Raw genomic sequence first — 21,133 nt, forward strand, 5'->3', positions numbered from 1 at the left:
TCGGCATACGGCAGCGGTTGATTTTTCATTATGTTTTTTTATTTGGTGAACAGCTCGTCAAGCTTTTGCTCAAACGCATAATAGTTCAAATGGTCATACAATTCGGCACGGGTTTGCATGGTATCGAGAACATTGGCTTGAGTACCGTCGCGCATAATTGCTTCATAAACATTTAATGCGGCTTTGCTGGCGGCGCGGAAAGTAGACAACGGATATAAAACGATTTTCACGCCGTTATCAGCCAATTCTTTTTGGTTATAAAGCGGGGTCGAGCCGAATTCGGTAATATTCGCCAATACGGGTACGCTCACGGCTTCGGCAAATTTTTGATACATGCTCAATTCGGTCATCGCTTCGGGGAAAATCATATCGGCACCGGCTTCCACACAGGCTTGGGCGCGGTCGATAGCAGCATTCAAACCTTCCACCGCCAACGCATCGGTACGCGCCATAATGACGAAGTTTTCATCAACGCGGGCATCTACGGCTGCTTTAATACGGTCAACCATTTCGGCTTGCTGAACAATGGCTTTGTTCGGACGGTGTCCGCAACGCTTTTGCGCCACTTGGTCTTCAATATGCACGGCAGCCACCCCGGCACGCTCGAAACTGCGGATGGTGCGGGCAATATTGAACGCCCCGCCCCAACCGACATCAATATCCACCAATAAGGGGGTGTCGACATTATCGGTTATGCGGCGCGCATCAATCAGCACATCTTCCATGGTGGTAATGCCCAAATCGGGAATGCCGCAAGAACAGGCAGCCACACCGCCGCCGGAAAGATAGATGGCTTTAAAGCCACTCTGAGTGGCTAAACGGGCGAAATAGGCATTAACGCAGCCGACAACGGCTAAGGGATTGGATTCTTGAACAGCCTGACGGAAGCGCAGGCCGGCAGAGTGAATACTCATGAAATGCTCCTTGGTTTGTTTTCTTCTTGTGTAGTTGAATGTAGTAATTTTTAAAATCGCTGTAAAATCAAAATTTTTGATGGAACCCATCACTTTTTCCGATAGACTGCCGATATCACTTGGCAAATCACACTTTCCGCCCCAAAGGATTAATTTTTATTTGAGTCCGAATAAATATAAAATCTGTCGAAAGCAGATTATTTATATCGACATGCTATGGGAAAGGCCGTCTGAAAATTCAGACGGCCTTTTGTTTTGATAGCGCATTTTACTAATAGTTTCATTCATTATTATGATTAAAATAATCTGCCTTTAAAAACATAACCGACAATAATTAATAGTCATCAATATTACTGCTATCCGATTTATGGCTATCGGTTTTTTATACTTTTACACTTTGCATAGGCAATGTTAATATATAACGCATAATTAAACCAAAATCTTCATTACTTTACGTCTTACCGCATCGTTTTTCATTCCCCTCAAGAAAAAGGTTGCGTATGTCTACTCAAGAAACCCCGCCCGCTAAGCGCCCCAATTATTTTTTATGGACGTTTATCTTAGTCGGCCTGATGGCAGCAACTGCTGTTGCCGACCCTACTTTACTCACCAATACCATTGCCACCATCAGTCAGTTTTTCTATCTTAAATTCGACTGGCTGATCATGTGGTTGCCGCTGTTGGCTTTCGGCGTCGGTCTATCCGTCGCTTTATCGCCCCGTTTCGGCAATATCCGTTTGGGCGGCAAAGATGCCGTGCCCGAATTTTCTTTTTTATCATGGATGAACATGCTGTTCACCGCCGGTATCGGTGTGGGTATTGTTTTTTTCGGCCCTATCGAGGCTTTATGGCATTATTTCCAATCGCCCATCGGCATTAAAGCGGAAGGGTTGACCGAATATGAAAAAGTAGAAAACGCCATGAGCTTGGCCTTACACGTTTGGGGGATTCCCGCTTGGTCGCTATATATGATTGCCGGCTTGGTCATGGCTTATTTCGCCTACCAACACCAAACCGAATGCACTCCGGCCGCTCCGCTGCAATATTCGTTTCGCAATAAAAAATGGGCCAAACCGCTTGGTATTATCGTTACCGGCATGGCCATTCTTTCGATAGCTATGTCGGTATCTTCTTCTATTGCGATGGCATCAGTACAAATCGCCTCAGGGCTGAAAATCATCACCGGTATCACTTTCGATTCTATCACCGGGAAAGCACTTATCTTGGCCGCACTCGCCGCACTTTATACTTTAGGCGCGATACTGCCTATTAATAAAGGGATGAAATTCTTAGGCGACTGGACGGTTTATTTTTCTATTGTGTTATTGCTGTTTGTGTTTTCTGTTGGCCCTACCCATTATTTTTTAAGCACTATGGCGGTTTCCGTCGGCAATATCTTTACCAAAACCATTCATCATTCATTCGAACTGTATATGTTTCACAACCGCGATTGGGTGGTATGGTATCCGATGGCATACTGGGTTTGGTGGGTTACATGGGCACCGTTTGTGGGCGTGTTTTTGGCCAAAATTTCCAGAGGGCGGACATTACGCCAATTTGTATTGGCTTCGGTGATGGTACCGGCCGGCTTCATTGTGATTTGGTTTTCGGTATTTTCAGGCTTTAGCCTGCTGGATACGGTTGAAGGCAGCGGGCGCTTGGCAGAAATTGCTAATAAAGGCGACTACGAAGGTACGTTTTATTATTTACTCAATATGCTGCCCTTATCCGGCCTAACCAAACCGCTAACCGTTATGCTGTTTCTCGGCTTTATCGTCACCACTGTCACCAGTGCCGCCATTTCTCTAGGGATTATGACCAGCAATAACGGCCGTAGCGAAAACAAATTCCGTGCGGTGGTGTGGAGTATCTTAATGACACTCATCAGCTACGCGGTGATTTTCACCGGAAAAATGGAAGGGATTAAAGCGGTCGGTTCTTTTTCAGGCTTTCCGTTTGTGTTTGTGATGTATTTATGGTTTGCCGCCTTATGGCGCCAGCTCAACCGCGACGTGCCGCGTGTGAAAAAGGAGCAGTAAAAAATGAAACAGGAAATTTTCTATTGGAATCAAGGACTGCATGACAATATTATTGAAACAATAATGATGTTGTTAACCGTATTGTTTCTATGTTATGTAGTAAAGCTCGCTTTTTTTGATAAAGACGACGAACCCAAATAAACCATCAGACAGGCCGTCTGAAAGTTTTCAGACGGCCTGTCTAATTTAAATGCATATATATAAGGGTTATCAATCTCTTGACTTTCCGATACAATTAACTAATTCAAATTTAAATAAATAAAATATAAACCAACTTCTCAAAGGAGCATCGAATGCCCCAGCAACCTCTTCTGCCCGTACCCGATCTTAACGAAACCTGCACCCTCTATTTAAAACAGGTTCGGCCGCTTCTCGAAGATGAAGAATATAAAAAAACAGCCGCTGCCACACGAAACTTCCAAGCGCGTACAGGCCGCAAACTGCAAGAAGCATTACAACAATTTGCCGAAAAATCGGAAACCAGCTGGCTGCTTGATGCGTGGTTAAAAAGCTATTTAAACGGCCGTACGCCTTTGCCGTTAAGCAGCAATGTCGGCTTCGGTATTCAAACACAAAACAAATCATTAAGTGACTGGGCCGCTGCATTGGCCGCCGTTTGTGCCGATTATTATCACAACCGTATTCCCACACCGCAAACTCCACAAGGAACACCGATTTCCATGGACCAATGGCAGATTCTACGCGGTGCGGCACGTATTCCTCAAACAAGTTGCGACGGCTACCGTATTGCAGAAACCACCAGCCGACATATCGGTGTTATCCACAAAGGTTTCTACTACCGCATTACCGCTCTTGACGAACAATACGAAGCTTATCACCCTGATACATTCCGTCAGGCATTCGAGCAAATTTTATCTGACAATGCTGCAAACCCCTATCCTATTGCCGTCCCCTGCTATTTAGGCGGCAACCAGACTGCACGTATTTATAAAGTACTGAAACTAAAAGAAGACAATACCGATCTGATTGAATGTATAGAAACTGATCTTTTCCATATCAGTATCAATCATAAAGAATTCAACGCTGAAAATGATTTGGCATGGGCTACATTTGTACCGGAGCAAAATGTCTGGTGCTATAAACCGATGACTTTCTGCTACAACACTCAAACCGAACGCCTATTCCTACATTGCGAACACACTTGGGAAGACGGCGGCGCTCTGAAAGGCATTGTGACCCATGCCGCCGAAAAATTAAACACTCTGAAAGGCAAAAAAACCGCCCCCGCTATCAGCCGCCATCAATGGACACTCACCCCGACACAAAAGAAAAACTGGCTGCGATGGCAACAAGATTACGCGGAAAAAGCTAAAAAAATGCATGTCCGCACCATCACGGTTGACTTTGAAAATAGAATAATACCGAAAGGTATCAGTCACGACGCTTTAATACAATTCCTGTTTCAATACGCACAATTAACCACCTACGGCAATATCCGCAATACTTATGAAGCAGTTGATGCCAGCCATTTCCGTAGCGGCAGAACCGAATGCGTCCGTCCGATTTCAGACGAATCACTCGCTTTCGTTGCCACTCTTTTACAAAATAAACCCGATCAAAGCCTGCTTGAAGCCGCCCTACTCGAGCACAAAGCCCGTATTAAAAATGCCAAATTCGGCAAAGGTGCCAACCGCCATCTACTTGGACTACAACTGATGGCAAAACAAGCAAAAATTCGTACGCCTGCTTTTTTCACAGATAACGGCTATCGGGTGTTTACTACGGATTTTCTTTCGACATCCACATTGGGCGACAACCGCTTTACCATTAACTTTGCCTTCGCCCCCACTTCTCAAGGCGGCTTGGGTGTGAATTACACACTCACTGATTCGGGTTGGTTGTTTACGGTCAGCTATCCCGAACACCAGCAAAATGAAGTGGCTATTTTCTTGGCTGCAATTAAACAAGGCGGAGAAAAATTATTAACCTTTTTTAATGACGGCGTAGATTAATAGCCCTATTCTGTTTTTTCTGACCAAGAAGAAAAGTATCTTGTATTTTTATATTTTTATTATTTATACTTGATGCCTTAAAAATATGATTATGTTTAAATTTAAATTATAGTATTTCTGCTGTTAATTTATCAAAATACTATCATCTTTGTTTAAAAAATCATTAAGCTAGTCCATTTATCGGTAAAATATACCAAAAGAATAAATTTTTTGTTAACGACAACGTTAATGGCTAAAATAAAATCCTTAAACTTATTTTCCTCCCCTCTTATTTTTTAAAAGGACTTTTTATGAAAAATACATATAAATTAGGTGTGTTATGTTTAGCAGTTTCCCTAGGCTTAAGCGCTTGTGGCGGCAATAATAAAGATGCTGAATCATCACAAGCTGAAGCCGCCTTAGAGAAAATTGGGCAAGCAGTTGGCATTGAAAACATAGTAGTAAATGAAAAAGTACTTCAGGCAGCCGAAGATAGTTTAAAAGCGCTGCCACAGTTTAATGGTAAACCATTAAATGTATTCCAAAATGTTCGATTTTATTCAAACCGTATTGAGATTGATATCCAAGACCCTAACAATCCGGAAAATATTGATAGCTATATTTATTCAGGCGGAAAATGGAGCGAACCGACACCGGTACAAATTTCCGGTGGAGGCGATTTAAAAGATAACACAACACCGTTAGATCAAATTAAATTTGCTACGGTTGCAAAAATTGCAAAAATTTGGCATGAAAAAGCCGTAGAAGTAAAAGCAGAGGAAACCGAACTTGACTTTGCCTCTTTCTCCCTTTTCGTTCCCATGCAACAACGTCGTTGGATAGTCAGTGATATTGAAACAGACCGTGCCAAATATGATTTCGAATTTGATGCCGATGGAAATTTAAAAGAATTTAAAAAAGAATAAGAATCACGATACACTAAAAGTAGTTTTTCTCTTTAATTAATAAGAGCAATTCAAAATAAAAAACCATTCAATTTTTTATTTAATTGAATGGTTTTTTTAAGTCTTATCCAAGAGTATGCAAATTAAATCTAAAACGCCATACACAAAAAACGGCATACCCGAAAGTATGCCGTTTGCTTTACGTTGCTCAAAAAGACTGCTGTATTTGGCAGTGGTTTGTGTTTTAGTCCTCTTGCGCCCCGGATTGAAGATAATTGGCTACGCCCATAGCGGCTACCAATTCTTGTTGCGTCTCCAACCAATCTGTATGTTCCTCATTGGTGTCTTTTAATTTTGACAACAAATCACGGGAAACATAATCCTGTTTTTCTTCACACACTGCGATTGCTTCAACCAACGCAGTATGTTTTTCCCGCTCTTTTGCCAAATCACAGCTGATAATTTCCTCAGCCGTTTCACCAATAAATAATTTACCTAATTCCTGAAGATTCGGTAAACCCTCAAGCAATAATACCCGTTCGATAATATCGTCGGCGGCTTTCATCTCAACAATCGATTGTTTGAAGAAATATTCGCCTAATTCTTCCAAGCCCCAGTTTTTTAAAATACGGGCATGAAGAAAATATTGGTTAATTGTTACCAACAGCAAGCCTAAATTCTTATTTAGCTCGCGGATAACCATACGGTCGCCTTGCATATCAGTTCCTTTTATTTAATGAAAAATTCTTTAATTTATTGGGATAACTGTTACTGCTGGCTTTGCAGATAATTTTGAAGACCGATCAAGTCAATTAAGCGTAATTGTTTTTCCAACCAGTGCGCATGATCCTCTTCAGTATCTTTCAACTGTTCAACCATCAATTCACGTGTCACATAGTCTTGTTTTTCTTCGCACAATTTAATACCTTTTTTCAACGCAGCTTGTACTTCAAGCTCGGTATTCAAATCGGCTTTCAACATAGAGAGCACATCGGTACCGATATTGACTTTAGCCGGAACCATCTGTGGTGTGCCGCCAAGCATTAAAATACGACGGATAAAAGCTTCAGCGTGGCCGGTTTCATCTTCCATCTCATGGCCGATACGGTCAAACAATTTAGTGTAGCCCCATTCGGCATACATGCGTGAATGAATAAAATATTGATCACGGGCAGCCAACTCGCCTGCTAACAATTCGTTCATATAGTCAATTACTGCTTTATCACCTTGCATGGTATTGTGTCCTTTCATCATTATCATGTAGCGTGCTGTTTTTCTAGTAGCACTATTTGATGTAAATTGTATTGAATAAAATACCAAAGTACAAATTTTCTATTTAAAATACAAACAATTATCAAAAAGCTCTAGCACTCAAAAACAGTGCTTAAAAAGTTATTTTATTGTTAATATTGATGTTTTGTTGCATACAATATTGATAAATATTCGCAAGAAAAATATATGTTTTCATAATTTAACATAAAATAACATACAACCAATCGACTTTATGACAACTTCTAACCATTTACCCATCCACTTTTATATTTTTCCTTTAATTTCAGCAATATTATTTAAAGTTATCATCCTAACCCGACAGAAAGTCATCAACAGCAAGCGATGTAAGGTTTTTAAAGAAACGCTGATAAACGTGCTACAATACACGGTTATTTTTAGTTAGTAAGATATAAACTCATCTATGAAAAAAATCAGAAATATTGCCATTATCGCCCACGTTGACCACGGCAAAACCACTTTGGTCGACCAACTTCTGCGCCAATCCGGCACATTTCGTGCCAACCAGCAAGTTGACGAACGGGTAATGGACAGCAACGACCTCGAAAAAGAACGCGGCATTACCATTCTGGCGAAAAATACTGCCATTGAATATGAAGGCTATCACATCAATATCGTCGACACGCCCGGACACGCCGACTTCGGTGGCGAAGTGGAGCGCGTTCTCGGCATGGTCGATTGCGTTGTATTACTTGTTGATGCCCAAGAAGGCCCGATGCCGCAAACCCGTTTCGTAACCAAAAAAGCCTTGGCTTTAGGTTTACGCCCGATTGTTGTTGTGAATAAAATCGACAAACCAAGCGCACGCCCGAGCTGGGTTATCGACCAAACATTCGAATTATTCGATAACTTGGGTGCAACAGACGAACAACTCGACTTCCCGATTGTTTACGCTTCAGGCTTGAGCGGTTTCGCCAAATTGGAAGAAAGCGACGAAAGCACCGACATGCGCCCGTTGTTTGACACCATTCTGAAATACACCCCTGCCCCCTCCGGCAATGCCGACGAAACCTTGCAACTGCAAATTTCCCAACTTGATTATGACAACTACACCGGCCGTCTCGGTATCGGCCGTATTCTCAATGGCCGCATCAAACCCGGCCAAGTCGTTGCCGTGATGAATCATGAGAAACAGGTTGCCCAAGGCCGTATTAACCAATTGCTTGGTTTTAAAGGTTTGGAACGTGTGCCCTTAGAAGAAGCAGAAGCCGGTGATATCGTGATTATTTCCGGTATTGAAGACATCGGTATCGGAGTAACCATCAGCGACAAAGAAAACCCCAAAGGCCTGCCCATGCTCAGCGTCGACGAACCGACCCTGACTATGGACTTTATGGTCAACACTTCCCCGTTGGCGGGCACCGAAGGCAAATTTGTGACATCACGACAAATCCGCGACCGTTTGCAAAAAGAATTGCTCACCAATGTGGCCTTGCGTGTTGAAGATACTGACGACGCCGATATTTTCCGTGTATCCGGCCGTGGCGAACTGCATCTGACTATTTTGTTGGAAAATATGCGCCGCGAAGGCTATGAACTGGCAGTCGGTAAACCACGCGTTGTATTCCGCGAAATCGACGGTCAAAAATGCGAACCTTATGAAAATCTGACGGTTGACGTGCCAGATGACAACCAAGGTGCGGTAATGGAAGAACTCGGTCGCCGCCGTGGCGAGCTGACCAATATGGAAAGTGACGGCAACGGCCGTACCCGATTGGAATACCATATTCCCGCACGCGGTCTTATCGGTTTCCAAGGTGAATTTATGACCCTGACCCGCGGCGTTGGCCTGATGAGCCACGTGTTTGACGATTATGCACCCGTTAAACCCGATATGCCCGGCCGTCACAACGGCGTACTGATTTCGCAAGAGCAAGGCGAAGCGGTTGCTTATGCACTATGGAACTTGGAAGATCGTGGCCGCATGTTTGTTTCCCCCGGCGACAAACTCTACGAAGGCATGATTATCGGGATCCACAGCCGTGATAACGACTTAGTTGTAAACCCGCTGAAAGGCAAAAAACTGACTAACGTCCGCGCCAGCGGTACCGACGAAGCCGTACGCCTGACTACACCGGTTAAGCTGACTTTGGAAAATGCCGTAGAGTTTATTGATGATGACGAACTTGTCGAAATCACACCGAAGTCTATCCGCTTGCGCAAACGCTATCTGCAAGAAAGCGAACGCCGCAAACACTTTAAAAAACCGGAATAACAATCAATAATCAATTATTGATATGTTTATCAAAAGGCCGTCTGAATATTTTCAGACGGCCTTTTGATTATTGTATTGGCATTTTTAATCATAACGGTTTACAAACCAGTTTAAACACCATCTTGAAGCCTTTTCCGCCGCAAGCGTGCATATCTGCGGTAAAACCATAATGCCAACAGCATCAACAGCAATGCTGCCAACACCGGTACAAAAATACTGAGCACACTCATTACCACCGCCACACCGGTTTCTAAGATTGAAAAAATCGGATTGGCCAAGCCTCCGGTTGTTGTCGTACCCACAACACGGGTAACCGCATTGGTGCTTTTTACCGTGGCCGCCGCACCACCGCCGGCAATCACTGCCAAAGTCCATGTAACGGCAGGGCTTAAATCGGCAGCAGTGGACGCCATCACGGCCGTACCCGCTACCGCCGCCAACGGTACGGCAATGGTATCCAACAGGTTATCCACAAAAGGAATCAAATAACCCAAAGCTTCGGTTATTGCGGCTATTCCGAGAATCATCAGCGCATGACCGCTACCGAGCCATTGCCAATTTTCATTGAGCGGCCACATACCGCTGTATGCGGCCATGCTTAACGCAAATAACGGTAGAAATACGCGGAAACCGGAGCTGGCCGCCAAACCAATGCCGAGTGCAATACTGATAACGGTATCAAAATTCATGATGTCAATCATAAGGCAAAAGATACGTTTATCTTACTAGTAAAACCAAAACAACGGCAGCTATTTTGCATGAATTCTAAATTTAAGCGATTTTCACCACACGGCTTTTTTGACATAAGGGATAACTGTCAAGAAACGGTTTGATACATGCATGCATTTCATCAAAACTTTTACCATATAAATACAAAGCAGTTTCCGAACCTTCCCAATAGCTCGCTACCATCCCTTTTTTGTCTTCTCCCAACAAACGTTCGAGTTCTTTATAAACATGGTTGACATCGCAATTTTGATAAACTTCGGCATCTAAATCCGAACCGTTCAGATACAAACCCAAGCCTTCCCAAATACCGAATGGAATCCGTTTCACTTCTTTTTTTAAAAATTTAGAATAAACAATAATATAAGAACCGATAGGCGCCAATACACCCTCTAGAAAACTGATGATTTTCCGAATCGTTTCATCCGAACTATCGGAAATGTTTAAATCAATATCACAAGACGATATTTCACCGTTCTGTTCTAATGCCGTGCCACCGCCGATGAGTTTTGTTTTAATACCGGCTTGCGGTAAAAACTCTTCCAAAAGATCTTCTATATCATGGCGGTGCATTGGTTGCAATCTGGCATTCAAATGAATTGTAATTTTCATAATAGTTGTCCTCACTATTAAATCAAGTGGTTAAAAATACATCATTATTACTTCAGGCCGTCTGAAAACATTTCAGACAGCCACTTTTCTCATACCTTTTGCCGCAATCAACAATGCGGCTGCCTGAACTCCCAACAACACCCAAACCACGCCCTGCCAACCGTTTCCTGTATAAGCAAGGCCGCACAACCACGAACCCAATGTTCCACCGCCATAATAAGCCATGTAATACAGCCCAGAAGCCAGCGAACGCCCTTCCTTCACATTGGCGGCAATATAACTAATGGTCGCCGCCTGAGTAATAAAAACGCCGGATGACATCAATGCTAAGCCAATAATCACCACCGGCAGGGATACGGCAAAGGTTATCAGCACACCGGCAGCCGATAAACAAACCGCCATCATAATGGTATTACCGCTGCCGAAACGGTTAATCAGTCTGGCCGATAACGGTGTAATCACCATGCCAATCAAATAAACAGCAAACAAGTTTGCCAATCCGCCACTATCCAGCGCATAGGGTTCTTCAGCCAAATATAGGTTGATATACGTAAAACACCCTACCAGCGAACACAATACACACGCGCCCAACATACAGGCTGCCACCACACGGCGGTTGTGCAAATGCCCGACCAGCGTATTCAAGGCCGTCTGAAAATGTGGCTTGGCTTCAAACTTACGCGAAGCAGGAAGCTGCTTCCATACAAAAAACGCACCGCCTACCGTTAATGCCGACATCACATAAAACGAGCTGCGCCAGCCAATCATTTCACTTAAATGCCCTAAAATAAACCGCCCTAAAAAACCACCCAATACCGTGCCGGAAACATACAGCGACATCAGCCGCGTCATCGCTTTACCGCCGAACTCCTCACCCACATACGCAATCAGCACCACCGTAATGCCCGGCACGGCCACACCTTGCAAAAAGCGCCACAACATCACTTGTTCAATCGTTGATGTACCGGCCAAAAGTAAAGTCGGTATAGCTAAAAACAATAAAGAACCGACAATAAAGACCTTACGCCCGAGCGCATCCGACAACATACCCATAAACGGCGACATCAACGCCACACCCAAAACAGTTGCACCTACCGCTAAACCGGCCTGCACATCGGTCGCCCGTAAATCATCTATCAATACCGGCAAAATTGCCTGCACCGAATAAACCTGCAAAAAAGCAAAAAGACCGGTTAGGAATACGGCCAGCTGTAACAACCGCGATGCTTCCTCAAGCACCGCCTGCTCATTTCTACTTTGTATCATCGGAAAAACCTATTATTTTTTTAAAGACATTACATTTAAAAAATGATTCCCTTATCTCTTATCAGAGTTCTAATATAAATTTCAATATGTAGCCTTGTATATTTTTCAAGTAAACCTTATATTACAGACTCCATTAACGATCTTATAAGGAATCTACCATGCACACTTTCCGTAAAACCATCACCGCCCTATTAACGGCTACCGTGGTTCTTGCCGCTGCTCCTGCTATGGCAGATAGAGACCAAGAACATCTATGGAGCAATCAAGACAAATATATTACCCACCAAGCAGCGGGCCAAGCCGCTTTAAAACAATTTCCCGGCGCACATTTGCTTGAAGTCGAATTTGATATGAGCCGCAGATATAATGCACACTATGATGTTGAATTACGTGCAGCAGATGGTAGAGAATATGAGGTGATCGTTGACGCTGTTAGCGGTAAAGTTGTATCTTCAAAATTAGACTAATATTTATTCTCCATCTATTACCATACAGGCTGATGTAGCCATAAACCAACTTTTCCATTTATGAAATATGGGCGCGTGTGCATTATGACCGCGCCCATTTTGGTTTGGCTGCCAATATGTTCGGATAAACCGGGCAATCGGTATCATGTGCCCCGGCCAAATAGCCGGTACTCATCAAAAACTCATTCACAATCTCACCACCGACAAACTTAAAATGCCGTTTAAACAGCTTCACCCATTGCGCCAACTCAAGCGGGTGATGCGCATCCAACCAGTTTTTAAACGAACCATATTGCTGCTGTAATATTAAAATCTGTTGCGCATTATAAATCGCCGCATTGATTTTCAAACGGTTGCGAATAATGCCTTTATCGTTCAACAGCCGTTCACGGTCGGCATCGGTATAAGCGGCAACGGTTGCAATATCAAAATCAGAATAAGCCGCCTGAAAAGCCTGCTGCTTTTTTAATATCAACGTCCAACTCAAACCGGCCTGGTTGATTTCCAACACCAGCCGTTCGAATAAAACATTATCGCTATCTACAGGAAAGCCATAGACACAATCATGATAATGTTTATTCGGATTATCATCATTATCCGGCAAGGCATTGGCAAACACACAATAACTCATTTCAGACGGCCTTCTCATCAATACCATACACATAAATCGACGGCACTCTATATGCCGTTACAGATAAGGCCGTCTGAAAAATATTTCAGACGGCCTTATGCAAGATTCAAACCAATATCAAAACATCACGCTTGGTCGGCTGCTTTATTTTCCGTTTCATCTTTAACATCAACATCTGTTGCAGCGGCATCACTGCCCTGCTCAACTTGTTTTTCTTTAGCCGCTTTGCGTTCGGCTTGTGCTGCCAATGCCTGTTGAACAGCAGGATGTTGCTGTGCAATCGCCTGCTCTTCTGCACTCACTTCACCTTTGAAACGGTTGTTCAAATCAAAGCGTTTGCCGCCACGTGCCAACGCTTTTAAATAGCGCGGACGGCGGCAGTGATTGGCCAACACGCGGGCAATCAATGCCGGATCAAACTGGGGCAACGCAGTTACCAAATCTTGGTCGATACCGAGCGCCAACGGTTTGAAACGTTTAAATACATCATATTTATTATAGATATAATCTGCAATCATATCCGTTTGTTTCTTTTTGCTCATGGTTTGCACTGCGGTTTTCAGTGCAGCGCCCAAAGCGGTTTCCTTCGTCATGTCATGTTTTCCTGTGGTAAAGCTTATGGCCTGAGTGCGTTCGCAATAACATGGCTGAAAACAAATCGCATGCTATGCAATACTGTTTATTTTCAGACGGCCTGAGCGCCGTTATCAACAGGTATACCACCTGTTTTATTGTTTGATTTCACACTATGGATATGGGATTTAAAACATTTTAGTATAAAGTCGGTGTTTTGGCTAAGGTTTTATAGCGTGAAAACGCCCCTTGCCCCAACCTTACCCACTGTTTCGCGACAATACCGCCCCATATTTAAGGTTCGGTTACGGCTAAATAATTTGGCAGGCCGTCTGCAAACTTATTCAGGCAGCCTGAATATTTTGTTTTAACGGCGGGCAATATTAGGTGTATCCACCCGAACATCGGCATTCTGGGCACGGTGACGCAAAGCATGATCTATCAACACCAAGGCCAACATCGCTTCCGCTATCGGCGCGGCACGCAACCCGACGCAAGGATCATGGCGGCCGTGCGTCGCCAGCTCGACCGGCTGCCCGTCGATATCAATGGAACGGCGCGGTGTGGCAATACTGCTGGTCGGTTTCACGGCGATATTCACCAAAATATCCTGCCCCGTGCTGATGCCGCCTAACACACCACCGGCATGATTGGATAGAAAACCTTCAGGGGTAAGTTCATCGCCATGTTCGCTGCCACGCTGGGCAATGCTGCGAAATCCAGCACCGATTTCCACCCCTTTCACTGCATTAATACTCATCATGGCATGGGCGATATCGGCATCGAGCCGGTCGAAAACCGGTTCGCCCAAACCGACCGGCACGCCGTGTGCTTCAATACTCAAACCTGCGCCAACCGAATCCAATGATTTGCGGATGCTGTCCATATAGCTTTCTAACTCGGCAATCTGGCTGTGATTGGCGGCAAAAAACGGATTTTGGCCGATATATTCATAGCCCTCGAAACGGATTTCCTGCGTGCCGATTTGGGTAACATAAGCGGTAATCTCTGTGCCGAACTGTTGTTTCAACCATTTTTTGGCCACGGCACCGGCGGCAACACGCGCAGCGGTTTCCCGTGCCGAAGAGCGGCCGCCGCCGCGATAATCGCGCGTGCCGTATTTGTGCCAATAAGTATAGTCTGCATGGCCGGGGCGGAAGCTGCGGGCGATATTGCCATAATCTTTACTGCGTTGGTCGGTATTGCGAATCAATAAGGCAATTGGCGTGCCGGTGGTTTTGCCTTCAAATACGCCGGAAAGAATTTCCACTTCGTCCGCTTCCCTACGTTGGGTCACATGGCGGCTGGTACCGGGTTTGCGGCGGTCGAGATCAGTTTGAATATCTTGTTCACTCAAGGCCAGCCCCGGCGGGCAGCCGTCGATAATACAGCCCAATGCGGGGCCGTGGCTTTCGCCAAAAGTGGTTACGGTGAAGAGTTGTCCGAATGTATTGCCTGCCATGATTTTATACTGAGTAAAGAAAAACAAGCGTTCAGTTTAGCATAAAGGCCGTCTGAACAATATCTTTCAGACGGCCTCGATTACTACAATCGCAAATGGTTATTTGGCGGCACGATAGGATTTATCAGCTTCATCAAATGTGTTTTCCACTGCTTCTGTGGTTTTACCCATCAACGATACGGCTACAATAGCAATCAAACAGGCGATAAAGCCGGGAACGATTTCATACAAGCTGCTGTTGGCTTGCTCTTTCCATAATACCACCACAACAGCACCGACAATCATACCGGCCAAAGCACCAGCAGATGTCATCCGTTTCCAGAATACCGACAGAATCACCACCGGACCAAACGCAGCACCGAAGCCTGCCCATGCATAAGACACCAAGCCCAACACTTTGCTATCGGGATCGGAAGCGATAATAATGGCAATCACAGACACCGCCAACACCATCAAACGACCAATCCACACCAATTCACCTTGGGTAGCATCAGGGCGTAAAAAGCCTTTGTAGAAGTCTTCGGTAATCGCACTGGAACACACCAACAATTGGCAGGATAAGGTTGACATTACCGCAGCCAAAATAGCGGAAAGAATCACACCGGCCACCCAAGGGTTAAATAAAATGGTTGTCAGCGCAATAAAGATACGTTCATTGTTGCCGCCTAATTCTGCAACTTGGTCGGGGTTGCTGCCGAAGTAAGCAATACCGAAATAACCAACCATACATGCGCCCAACAAACACAACACCATCCAAGTCATACCGATACGGCGTGCCGAAATCAACGACTTAACACTTTCAGCCGCCATAAAACGTGCCAAGATATGCGGTTGGCCAAAATAGCCCAATCCCCACGCCAGCAACGAAACAACACCTATAAACGTCGTATTGGCCCAAAAGTTGCCATATTCTTTGCCCGCGCTAACGGATGCACTTTGAATCGCCATCGACATTTCATCGGCACCGCCCAAAGCCAGATAAACCATAACGGGGGTCAGGATTAAGGCAAAAATCATCAATGTGGCCTGAATGGTATCCGTCCAACTTACCGCCAAGAAACCGCCGATAAAGGTATAGGCAATAGTCGCACCCGCGCCCAACCACATGGCTTGGCTATAAGTGACATCAAACAGACTTTGAAACAGGCGCGCCCCGGCCACAACGCCCGATGCACAATAAATGGTGAAGAACAACAAAATAATCGCTGCCGAAATAACTTTTATAACAGCACTGCGCGCACCGAAACGATGGAAAAAATAATCCGGCAATGTTAAGGCGTTATTATTGTATTCGGTATGCACACGTAAACGCCCCGCCACCAACCGCCAGTTCAGATAAGCACCGACACTCAAACCGATGGCAATCCAACCTTGATTCAAACCGCTGGCATAAAGCGCACCGGGCAAACCCATCAACAACCAGCCCGACATATCGGAAGCACCGGCCGACATCGCCGTAACAAAACTGCCCAAACTACGCCCGCCGAGAATGTAATCATCAAAACTGCGGGTGGAATAGTACGCTGCCATGCCAATCAGCAACACGGCAACCAGATAGATGCCGAAAGTAACGTACATCGGATTAAATTGGCCCATATAAACCTCGATTTCTGACTAAAAAACCGCATGGTTAAGATGCGGTATCAAATGTTTTTCTATTGATAACCAAGCCATCATAAACGGCTTGTAACCGCATTTAACCTGACGCATTGATTTAAGTCAAGATTTGTTAATCATCGGCCCCCCGCTACCAATACCCGCTTATACAGGCCGTCTGAAACCCGATTGCCGGCTATTTTGGCCGCCCGCTTCCCCGAATAGGCCGTCTGAAAAACCGTATCCCTAAGCCTGCCGCCTACTGCTATAATGTCGGCCTTAAAAAACATCAAGGCGACCATGATTATGATGATCCATCCGCAATTCAGCCCCGAAATATTCAGCATCGGCCCGCTCGCCGTACGCTGGTATGCACTCAGCTATATTTTGGCCTTTGTCTTGTTTATCGCATTGGGCCGCCGCCGTATTGCGCAGGGCAATTCGGTGTTCACCAAAGAAATGCTGGACGACTTGCTGACCTACGGCGTATTCGGTGTGATTTTGGGCGGCCGCATCGGTTATGTTTTGTTTTACAAACTCTCATACTATATGGAAAACCCCGGCGATATTTTGAAAGTATGGGAAGGCGGAATGTCGTTTCACGGCGGTTTTCTCGGTGTATTGGCTGCTATGTGGTTGTTCGGGCGAAGAAAGCATATCGGTTTCTGGCGCGTGGCCGACTTTGTCGCCCCGTTAGTGCCATTAGGATTGGCATCCGGCCGTATCGGCAACTTTATCAATGGCGAATTATGGGGACGCATCACCGACATCAATGCCTTTTGGGCAATGGGTTTCCCGCAAGCGCATTATGAAGATGCCGCCGCTGCCGCCAACAATCCGCAATGGTCGGAATGGCTGCTGCAATACGGCATGCTGCCGCGCCACCCCTCGCAGCTATACCAATTCGCCCTCGAAGGAGTTTGCCTATTTGTGATTGTGTGGCTTTTTTCAAAAAAACCGCGCCCGGTCGGACAAGTTTCCATGGTATTCTTGGCCGGATACGGTATATTCCGCTTTATTGCCGAATTTGCACGCCAACCCGATGACTACCTCGGCCTGTTAACACTGGGCTTATCTATGGGACAATGGCTGAGCACACCTATGATTCTCTTGGGGATTATCGGTTTTGTTTACTTCGGCAAACGCAACCAACCGCTGCATTCCGCCTAATACCGCACAACGTTTCAGACGGCCTCAGAAAGCCCAAACATCATGCTTTTAATGATAGATAACTACGACAGCTTTACTTACAATATCGTGCAGTATTTTGCCGAACTCGGTCAGGATGTGCTGGTGCGCCGCAACGATGATATTACTTTAGAAGAAATCGCCGCACTCAACCCGCAATATCTGGTTATCGGCCCCGGCCCCTGTTCGCCGAAAGAGGCCGGTATTTCCATTGCCGCCATGCAGCATTTTGCCGGCAAACTGCCGATTATGGGGGTTTGTCTCGGCCATCAGACCATAGGCCAAGCTTTCGGCGGCAATATTGTTCGCGCACAAACGCTGATGCACGGCAAAGTATCGCCGGTGCATCATCAAAACCGCGGCATGTTCCGCAACCTGCCCAACCCCGTTAGCTGCACGCGTTATCACAGCTTGGTTATCGACCGCGCCACCTTACCCGACTGCCTCGATATTACGGCATGGACCGACGACGGCGAAATCATGGGCGTACGCCATAAAACCTTAGCCATCGAGGGCGTACAATTCCATCCCGAAGCCCTGCTCACCGAATATGGTCATGAAATGTTAGATAATTTTTTAAAAGAATTTCAAACATTCTCTACTACCAACACCACAACAGAAGCCGTCTGAACAACCCAGCATACAGCTGCCCCAAGCAGCCGCACCGATTTAACCGCAGCACCCCTCCGAAAGATACTCTTTTTATGATTACACCCCAGCAAGCCATCCTCCGCCTTATCGACAACAACGAACTTTTCTATGATGAAATGACCGATTTGATGCGGCAGATTATGAGCGGGCAAGTCCCCCCCGAACAGATTGCCGCCATCCTCACCGGCTTGCGTATCAAAGTGGAAACCGTTTCGGAAATCAGTGCGGCGGCTGCCGTTTTGCGTGAATTTGCCACCCCCGTGCATGTACAAGATACCACCCACCTTGTGGATATTGTCGGTACCGGCGGTGATGGGGCGAAAACTTTTAATATTTCAACCACTGCTATGTTTGTTGCCGCAGCAGCCGGTGCCAAAATTGCCAAGCACGGCGGACGTTCTGTTTCCTCCGCCAGCGGCGCCGCCGATGTAATGGAATACTTGGGCGTTAACCTCAGCCTGTCGCCCGACCAAGTCGGCCAATGTATCGACCACACCGGCGTCGGCTTTATGTTTGCGCCCAACCATCACAACGCCATGCGTTATGTCGCCCCTGTGCGCAGATCACTCGGGTTCCGCAGTATTTTCAATATTCTCGGCCCCCTCACCAATCCTGCCGGTGCACCCAACCAGCTTTTAGGCGTTTTCCATATCGACTTATGCGGTATTCTTTCACGGGTATTGAAACAGCTCGGTTCCGAGCATGTTTTGGTGGTGCACGGTAGCGACGGATTAGATGAAATCACCATCACCGGCTCCTCTCGTATTGCCGAACTCCACAACGGCAGCATTAGCGAATATGATGTTGACCCCGAACAATTCGGCCTACCCGTGTATAAAAACCTCGACGATATCCGCGTTGCCGACAGCCATGAATCTTTAAATATGATGAACCGCGTACTTGCCGGCGAAAAAGGTGCGCCGCGCGATATTGTCTTATTAAACGCTGCCGCCGGATTATATGCCGCTAACGTTGTTTCTTCCTTTTCAGACGGCCTGGAAGCTGCCATTGATTCCATCGATTCTGGCAAAGCCAAGGCCAAACAAACCGAATTTACGGCTTATACGCAAAAAATTGCTGCTTAAATTCAATAGCCCCGCTCGGATAATCCATAAAACAAAAGGCCGTCTGAATATTCAGACGGCCTTTTTGATATAAAATCTTTAAGCTTGCACGTTAATTCCGGCAGTAACCATATTGCTGTTTTGTGCATTATGACCATTTAAAAAAGAAGTTGCCAATTCGCTGCAACTACCGCAACAGGTAGCTACACCTAATTGTGCCTGCAAATCGCCCAAGCTGTTAGCACCGGCGGCTACGGTCTCTTGAATTTCACGGTCGGTTACCGCGTTACAGATACATACAAACATTTTGCGCTCCTTAATCCGTAATCTAAATGAGATTTAGTTTTATTATTAACTGATAATATAAATACAAATTGTTTGCATTGCAAGATAGAGAATGTAAATTATATCAATAAAAAAATTTATCAAAAATATATTTATGTTTTAAAATTTAAATAACAATCTATTTTTTAATACTAATAGGGCTGAAATAGATTAGCGATTACCAATCTATTTCAGCCCCAAACTCATACATTCTTACCAATTATTATAAGCTTTGAAAAGCAAAAAAAAGGGGTGGCATATAGCCACACCCAAACACACACACATCAAGAGGAAAAGAGATGAAAAAATCTTCATTTGGCTTCTCCCAAGTCTCTGCTCACTTGCTTCTGACCCAGAAGAATAAAACCGTTGCAATAATGATTACAAAAACAATCGTAGTTAATGACAAAAAACTATCTGAGATTTAAAAATTTATTTAAAAGTGTCATTACATGTCGCTTAAATAAAAATAAATCGTTTTTGTTTTTAGTAATTGGGTGTAATTATAAAGAAAATTTGTTATTTGTTTTTGATTCAGGTCAAGCTTCTGCCGAATCATTCAAATTTAATCATAAAAAATGCAAAATTTTTCATAAATCTCAGTATAACTGTTCAAACAGCCTCATCAATATACCCGTGTTATCTGATCTAATCTAGTATTTGCAAATGTTCGTACAGCTTCAAGTAATGACCGGCAATTTAAATCAATCACTGCTGTTAAACAAAAAAATTATCAATAACTTTAAAGGCCGCCTGAATAAAAATTCAGGCGGCCTTGTTATATTAACATTATAAAAACTTATTGGTTCACGATTTCAACCGGCCCATGATCATCGCAATGATCGCCGTGTTGATGGTGTAAGCGTCCGTTAACGATATAGTCAATATGATCACCATGTGGAACAGCTTCATGTCCACAACCTTCTCCGTGTACATGCCCTGCACAATCGTGCACAGGATGGCAGCCGTCGGGATTGGTTGCATTCACTTCTAAGCTGTGTTCGTCGTAATGACCGTTATGTTCGTGGTGCAGGTGGCCATCGTGTATATAATCAATATGATCATTGTGTTTGATAGCAGTATGGCCACAGCCCTTGCCGTGAACATGGTCATGATGCGGGTGGGTGGTGCAATGGCTCATTTTAGTTTCCTTATTGGGTTGTAAAGTGGCTACATCATACTAAGAACTGCTCAATTTGTAAATAACTTATTGTTTATAATAAACTTTATTTCGATATATCATAACATCGGGCATTAC

At 44.8% G+C, this 21,133-nt stretch carries 21 protein-coding genes; 9 read left to right on the top strand and 12 right to left on the bottom strand.

Going from position 1 to position 21,133, the window contains the following annotated elements; all coding sequences use genetic code 11:
* Nucleotides 1-38: 38 nt before the first annotated feature.
* Nucleotides 39-914, bottom strand: coding sequence for a methylisocitrate lyase (gene prpB, locus D0T92_RS09530; RefSeq protein ID WP_151052329.1), 876 nt, complete (start codon nt 912-914; stop codon nt 39-41).
* 500 nt (nt 915-1,414) lie between these two features.
* On the opposite strand from prpB, the gene D0T92_RS09535 reads away from it, so the two are divergent.
* The 4 genes from D0T92_RS09535 (at nt 1,415) to D0T92_RS09545 (ending at nt 5,831) form a co-directional block, all read left to right on the top strand.
* Nucleotides 1,415-2,953, top strand: coding sequence for a BCCT family transporter (locus tag D0T92_RS09535; protein ID WP_151052331.1), 1,539 nt, complete (start codon nt 1,415-1,417; stop codon nt 2,951-2,953).
* A gap of 3 nt (nt 2,954-2,956) precedes the next feature.
* Entirely contained in the window at nt 2,957-3,094 is a 138-nt protein-coding gene (locus tag D0T92_RS11460) for a hypothetical protein (protein WP_191963638.1), read from the top strand.
* Between the two features lie 152 nt (nt 3,095-3,246).
* Nucleotides 3,247-4,926 (top strand): choline/carnitine O-acyltransferase, encoded by a 1,680-nt coding sequence (locus D0T92_RS09540; RefSeq protein ID WP_151052333.1) that lies wholly within the window; start codon nt 3,247-3,249, stop codon nt 4,924-4,926.
* A gap of 290 nt (nt 4,927-5,216) precedes the next feature.
* Nucleotides 5,217-5,831: a hypothetical protein gene (locus D0T92_RS09545; protein ID WP_151052335.1), complete on the top strand. Its 615-nt coding sequence runs from the start codon at nt 5,217-5,219 to the stop codon at nt 5,829-5,831.
* A gap of 223 nt (nt 5,832-6,054) precedes the next feature.
* On the opposite strand, the gene bfr (D0T92_RS09550) is transcribed toward D0T92_RS09545, so the two are convergent.
* Nucleotides 6,055-6,528 carry a bacterioferritin gene (gene bfr, locus D0T92_RS09550; protein ID WP_151052337.1) on the bottom strand — a complete coding sequence of 158 codons (474 nt, stop codon included), beginning with the start codon at nt 6,526-6,528 and terminating at the stop codon, nt 6,055-6,057.
* Between the two features lie 50 nt (nt 6,529-6,578).
* Entirely contained in the window at nt 6,579-7,043 is a 465-nt protein-coding gene (gene bfr / locus D0T92_RS09555; RefSeq protein ID WP_151053047.1) for a bacterioferritin, read from the bottom strand.
* Between the two features lie 460 nt (nt 7,044-7,503).
* Between bfr (D0T92_RS09555) and typA the strand changes: the two genes are divergently transcribed.
* Nucleotides 7,504-9,315 (top strand): translational GTPase TypA, encoded by a 1,812-nt coding sequence (gene typA / locus D0T92_RS09560; RefSeq protein ID WP_151052339.1) that lies wholly within the window; start codon nt 7,504-7,506, stop codon nt 9,313-9,315.
* A gap of 110 nt (nt 9,316-9,425) precedes the next feature.
* Here the strand turns inward: typA and D0T92_RS09565 are convergent, their stop codons facing one another.
* The 3 genes from D0T92_RS09565 to D0T92_RS09575 all read right to left on the bottom strand — a co-directional run bounded on the left by D0T92_RS09565 (nt 9,426) and on the right by D0T92_RS09575 (nt 11,919).
* Nucleotides 9,426-10,004 carry a DUF4126 domain-containing protein gene (locus D0T92_RS09565; protein WP_151052341.1) on the bottom strand — a complete coding sequence of 193 codons (579 nt, stop codon included), beginning with the start codon at nt 10,002-10,004 and terminating at the stop codon, nt 9,426-9,428.
* A gap of 82 nt (nt 10,005-10,086) precedes the next feature.
* On the bottom strand, nt 10,087-10,653 hold the full coding sequence (locus D0T92_RS09570; RefSeq protein ID WP_151052342.1) for a hypothetical protein: 567 nt from the start codon (nt 10,651-10,653) through the stop codon (nt 10,087-10,089).
* Nucleotides 10,654-10,725: 72 nt separating this feature from the next.
* Complete coding sequence (locus D0T92_RS09575) at nt 10,726-11,919, bottom strand: MFS transporter (RefSeq protein ID WP_151052344.1); 1,194 nt, start codon at nt 11,917-11,919, stop codon at nt 10,726-10,728.
* Nucleotides 11,920-12,077: 158 nt separating this feature from the next.
* Here D0T92_RS09575 and D0T92_RS09580 point away from each other — a divergent pair, with 158 nt between their 5' ends.
* Nucleotides 12,078-12,386, top strand: coding sequence for a PepSY domain-containing protein (locus D0T92_RS09580; RefSeq protein WP_151052347.1), 309 nt, complete (start codon nt 12,078-12,080; stop codon nt 12,384-12,386).
* Between the two features lie 82 nt (nt 12,387-12,468).
* Here D0T92_RS09580 and D0T92_RS09585 read toward each other — a convergent pair whose 3' ends face one another.
* From D0T92_RS09585 to putP, 4 genes are all read right to left on the bottom strand, one after another.
* Complete coding sequence (locus D0T92_RS09585) at nt 12,469-13,017, bottom strand: DNA-3-methyladenine glycosylase I (protein WP_151052349.1); 549 nt, start codon at nt 13,015-13,017, stop codon at nt 12,469-12,471.
* Between the two features lie 125 nt (nt 13,018-13,142).
* Nucleotides 13,143-13,610 (bottom strand): ProQ/FINO family protein, encoded by a 468-nt coding sequence (locus D0T92_RS09590; RefSeq protein ID WP_151052351.1) that lies wholly within the window; start codon nt 13,608-13,610, stop codon nt 13,143-13,145.
* 347 nt (nt 13,611-13,957) lie between these two features.
* On the bottom strand, nt 13,958-15,052 hold the full coding sequence (gene aroC, locus D0T92_RS09595) for a chorismate synthase (RefSeq protein WP_151052353.1): 1,095 nt from the start codon (nt 15,050-15,052) through the stop codon (nt 13,958-13,960).
* Nucleotides 15,053-15,151: 99 nt separating this feature from the next.
* Entirely contained in the window at nt 15,152-16,648 is a 1,497-nt protein-coding gene (gene putP / locus D0T92_RS09600) for a sodium/proline symporter PutP (protein ID WP_151052355.1), read from the bottom strand.
* A gap of 306 nt (nt 16,649-16,954) precedes the next feature.
* Here putP and lgt point away from each other — a divergent pair, with 306 nt between their 5' ends.
* From lgt to trpD, 3 genes are all read left to right on the top strand, one after another.
* Nucleotides 16,955-17,818: a prolipoprotein diacylglyceryl transferase gene (gene lgt, locus D0T92_RS09605; RefSeq protein ID WP_151052357.1), complete on the top strand. Its 864-nt coding sequence runs from the start codon at nt 16,955-16,957 to the stop codon at nt 17,816-17,818.
* Nucleotides 17,819-17,860: 42 nt separating this feature from the next.
* Nucleotides 17,861-18,466 carry an aminodeoxychorismate/anthranilate synthase component II gene (locus tag D0T92_RS09610; protein ID WP_151052359.1) on the top strand — a complete coding sequence of 202 codons (606 nt, stop codon included), beginning with the start codon at nt 17,861-17,863 and terminating at the stop codon, nt 18,464-18,466.
* A 74-nt stretch (nt 18,467-18,540) separates the two neighbouring features.
* Nucleotides 18,541-19,572, top strand: a complete 1,032-nt coding sequence (gene trpD / locus D0T92_RS09615) for an anthranilate phosphoribosyltransferase (protein ID WP_151052361.1) — start codon at nt 18,541-18,543, stop codon at nt 19,570-19,572.
* A gap of 78 nt (nt 19,573-19,650) precedes the next feature.
* On the opposite strand, the gene D0T92_RS09620 is transcribed toward trpD, so the two are convergent.
* Nucleotides 19,651-19,857 (bottom strand): (2Fe-2S)-binding protein, encoded by a 207-nt coding sequence (locus D0T92_RS09620; RefSeq protein WP_151052363.1) that lies wholly within the window; start codon nt 19,855-19,857, stop codon nt 19,651-19,653.
* Nucleotides 19,858-20,674: 817 nt separating this feature from the next.
* Complete coding sequence (locus D0T92_RS09625; protein WP_151052365.1) at nt 20,675-21,016, bottom strand: hypothetical protein; 342 nt, start codon at nt 21,014-21,016, stop codon at nt 20,675-20,677.
* Between the last annotated feature and the right edge of the window lie 117 nt (nt 21,017-21,133).

The organism is Neisseria zalophi, from assembly GCF_008807015.1.
Classification (GTDB): Bacteria; Pseudomonadota; Gammaproteobacteria; order Burkholderiales; family Neisseriaceae; genus Neisseria; species Neisseria zalophi.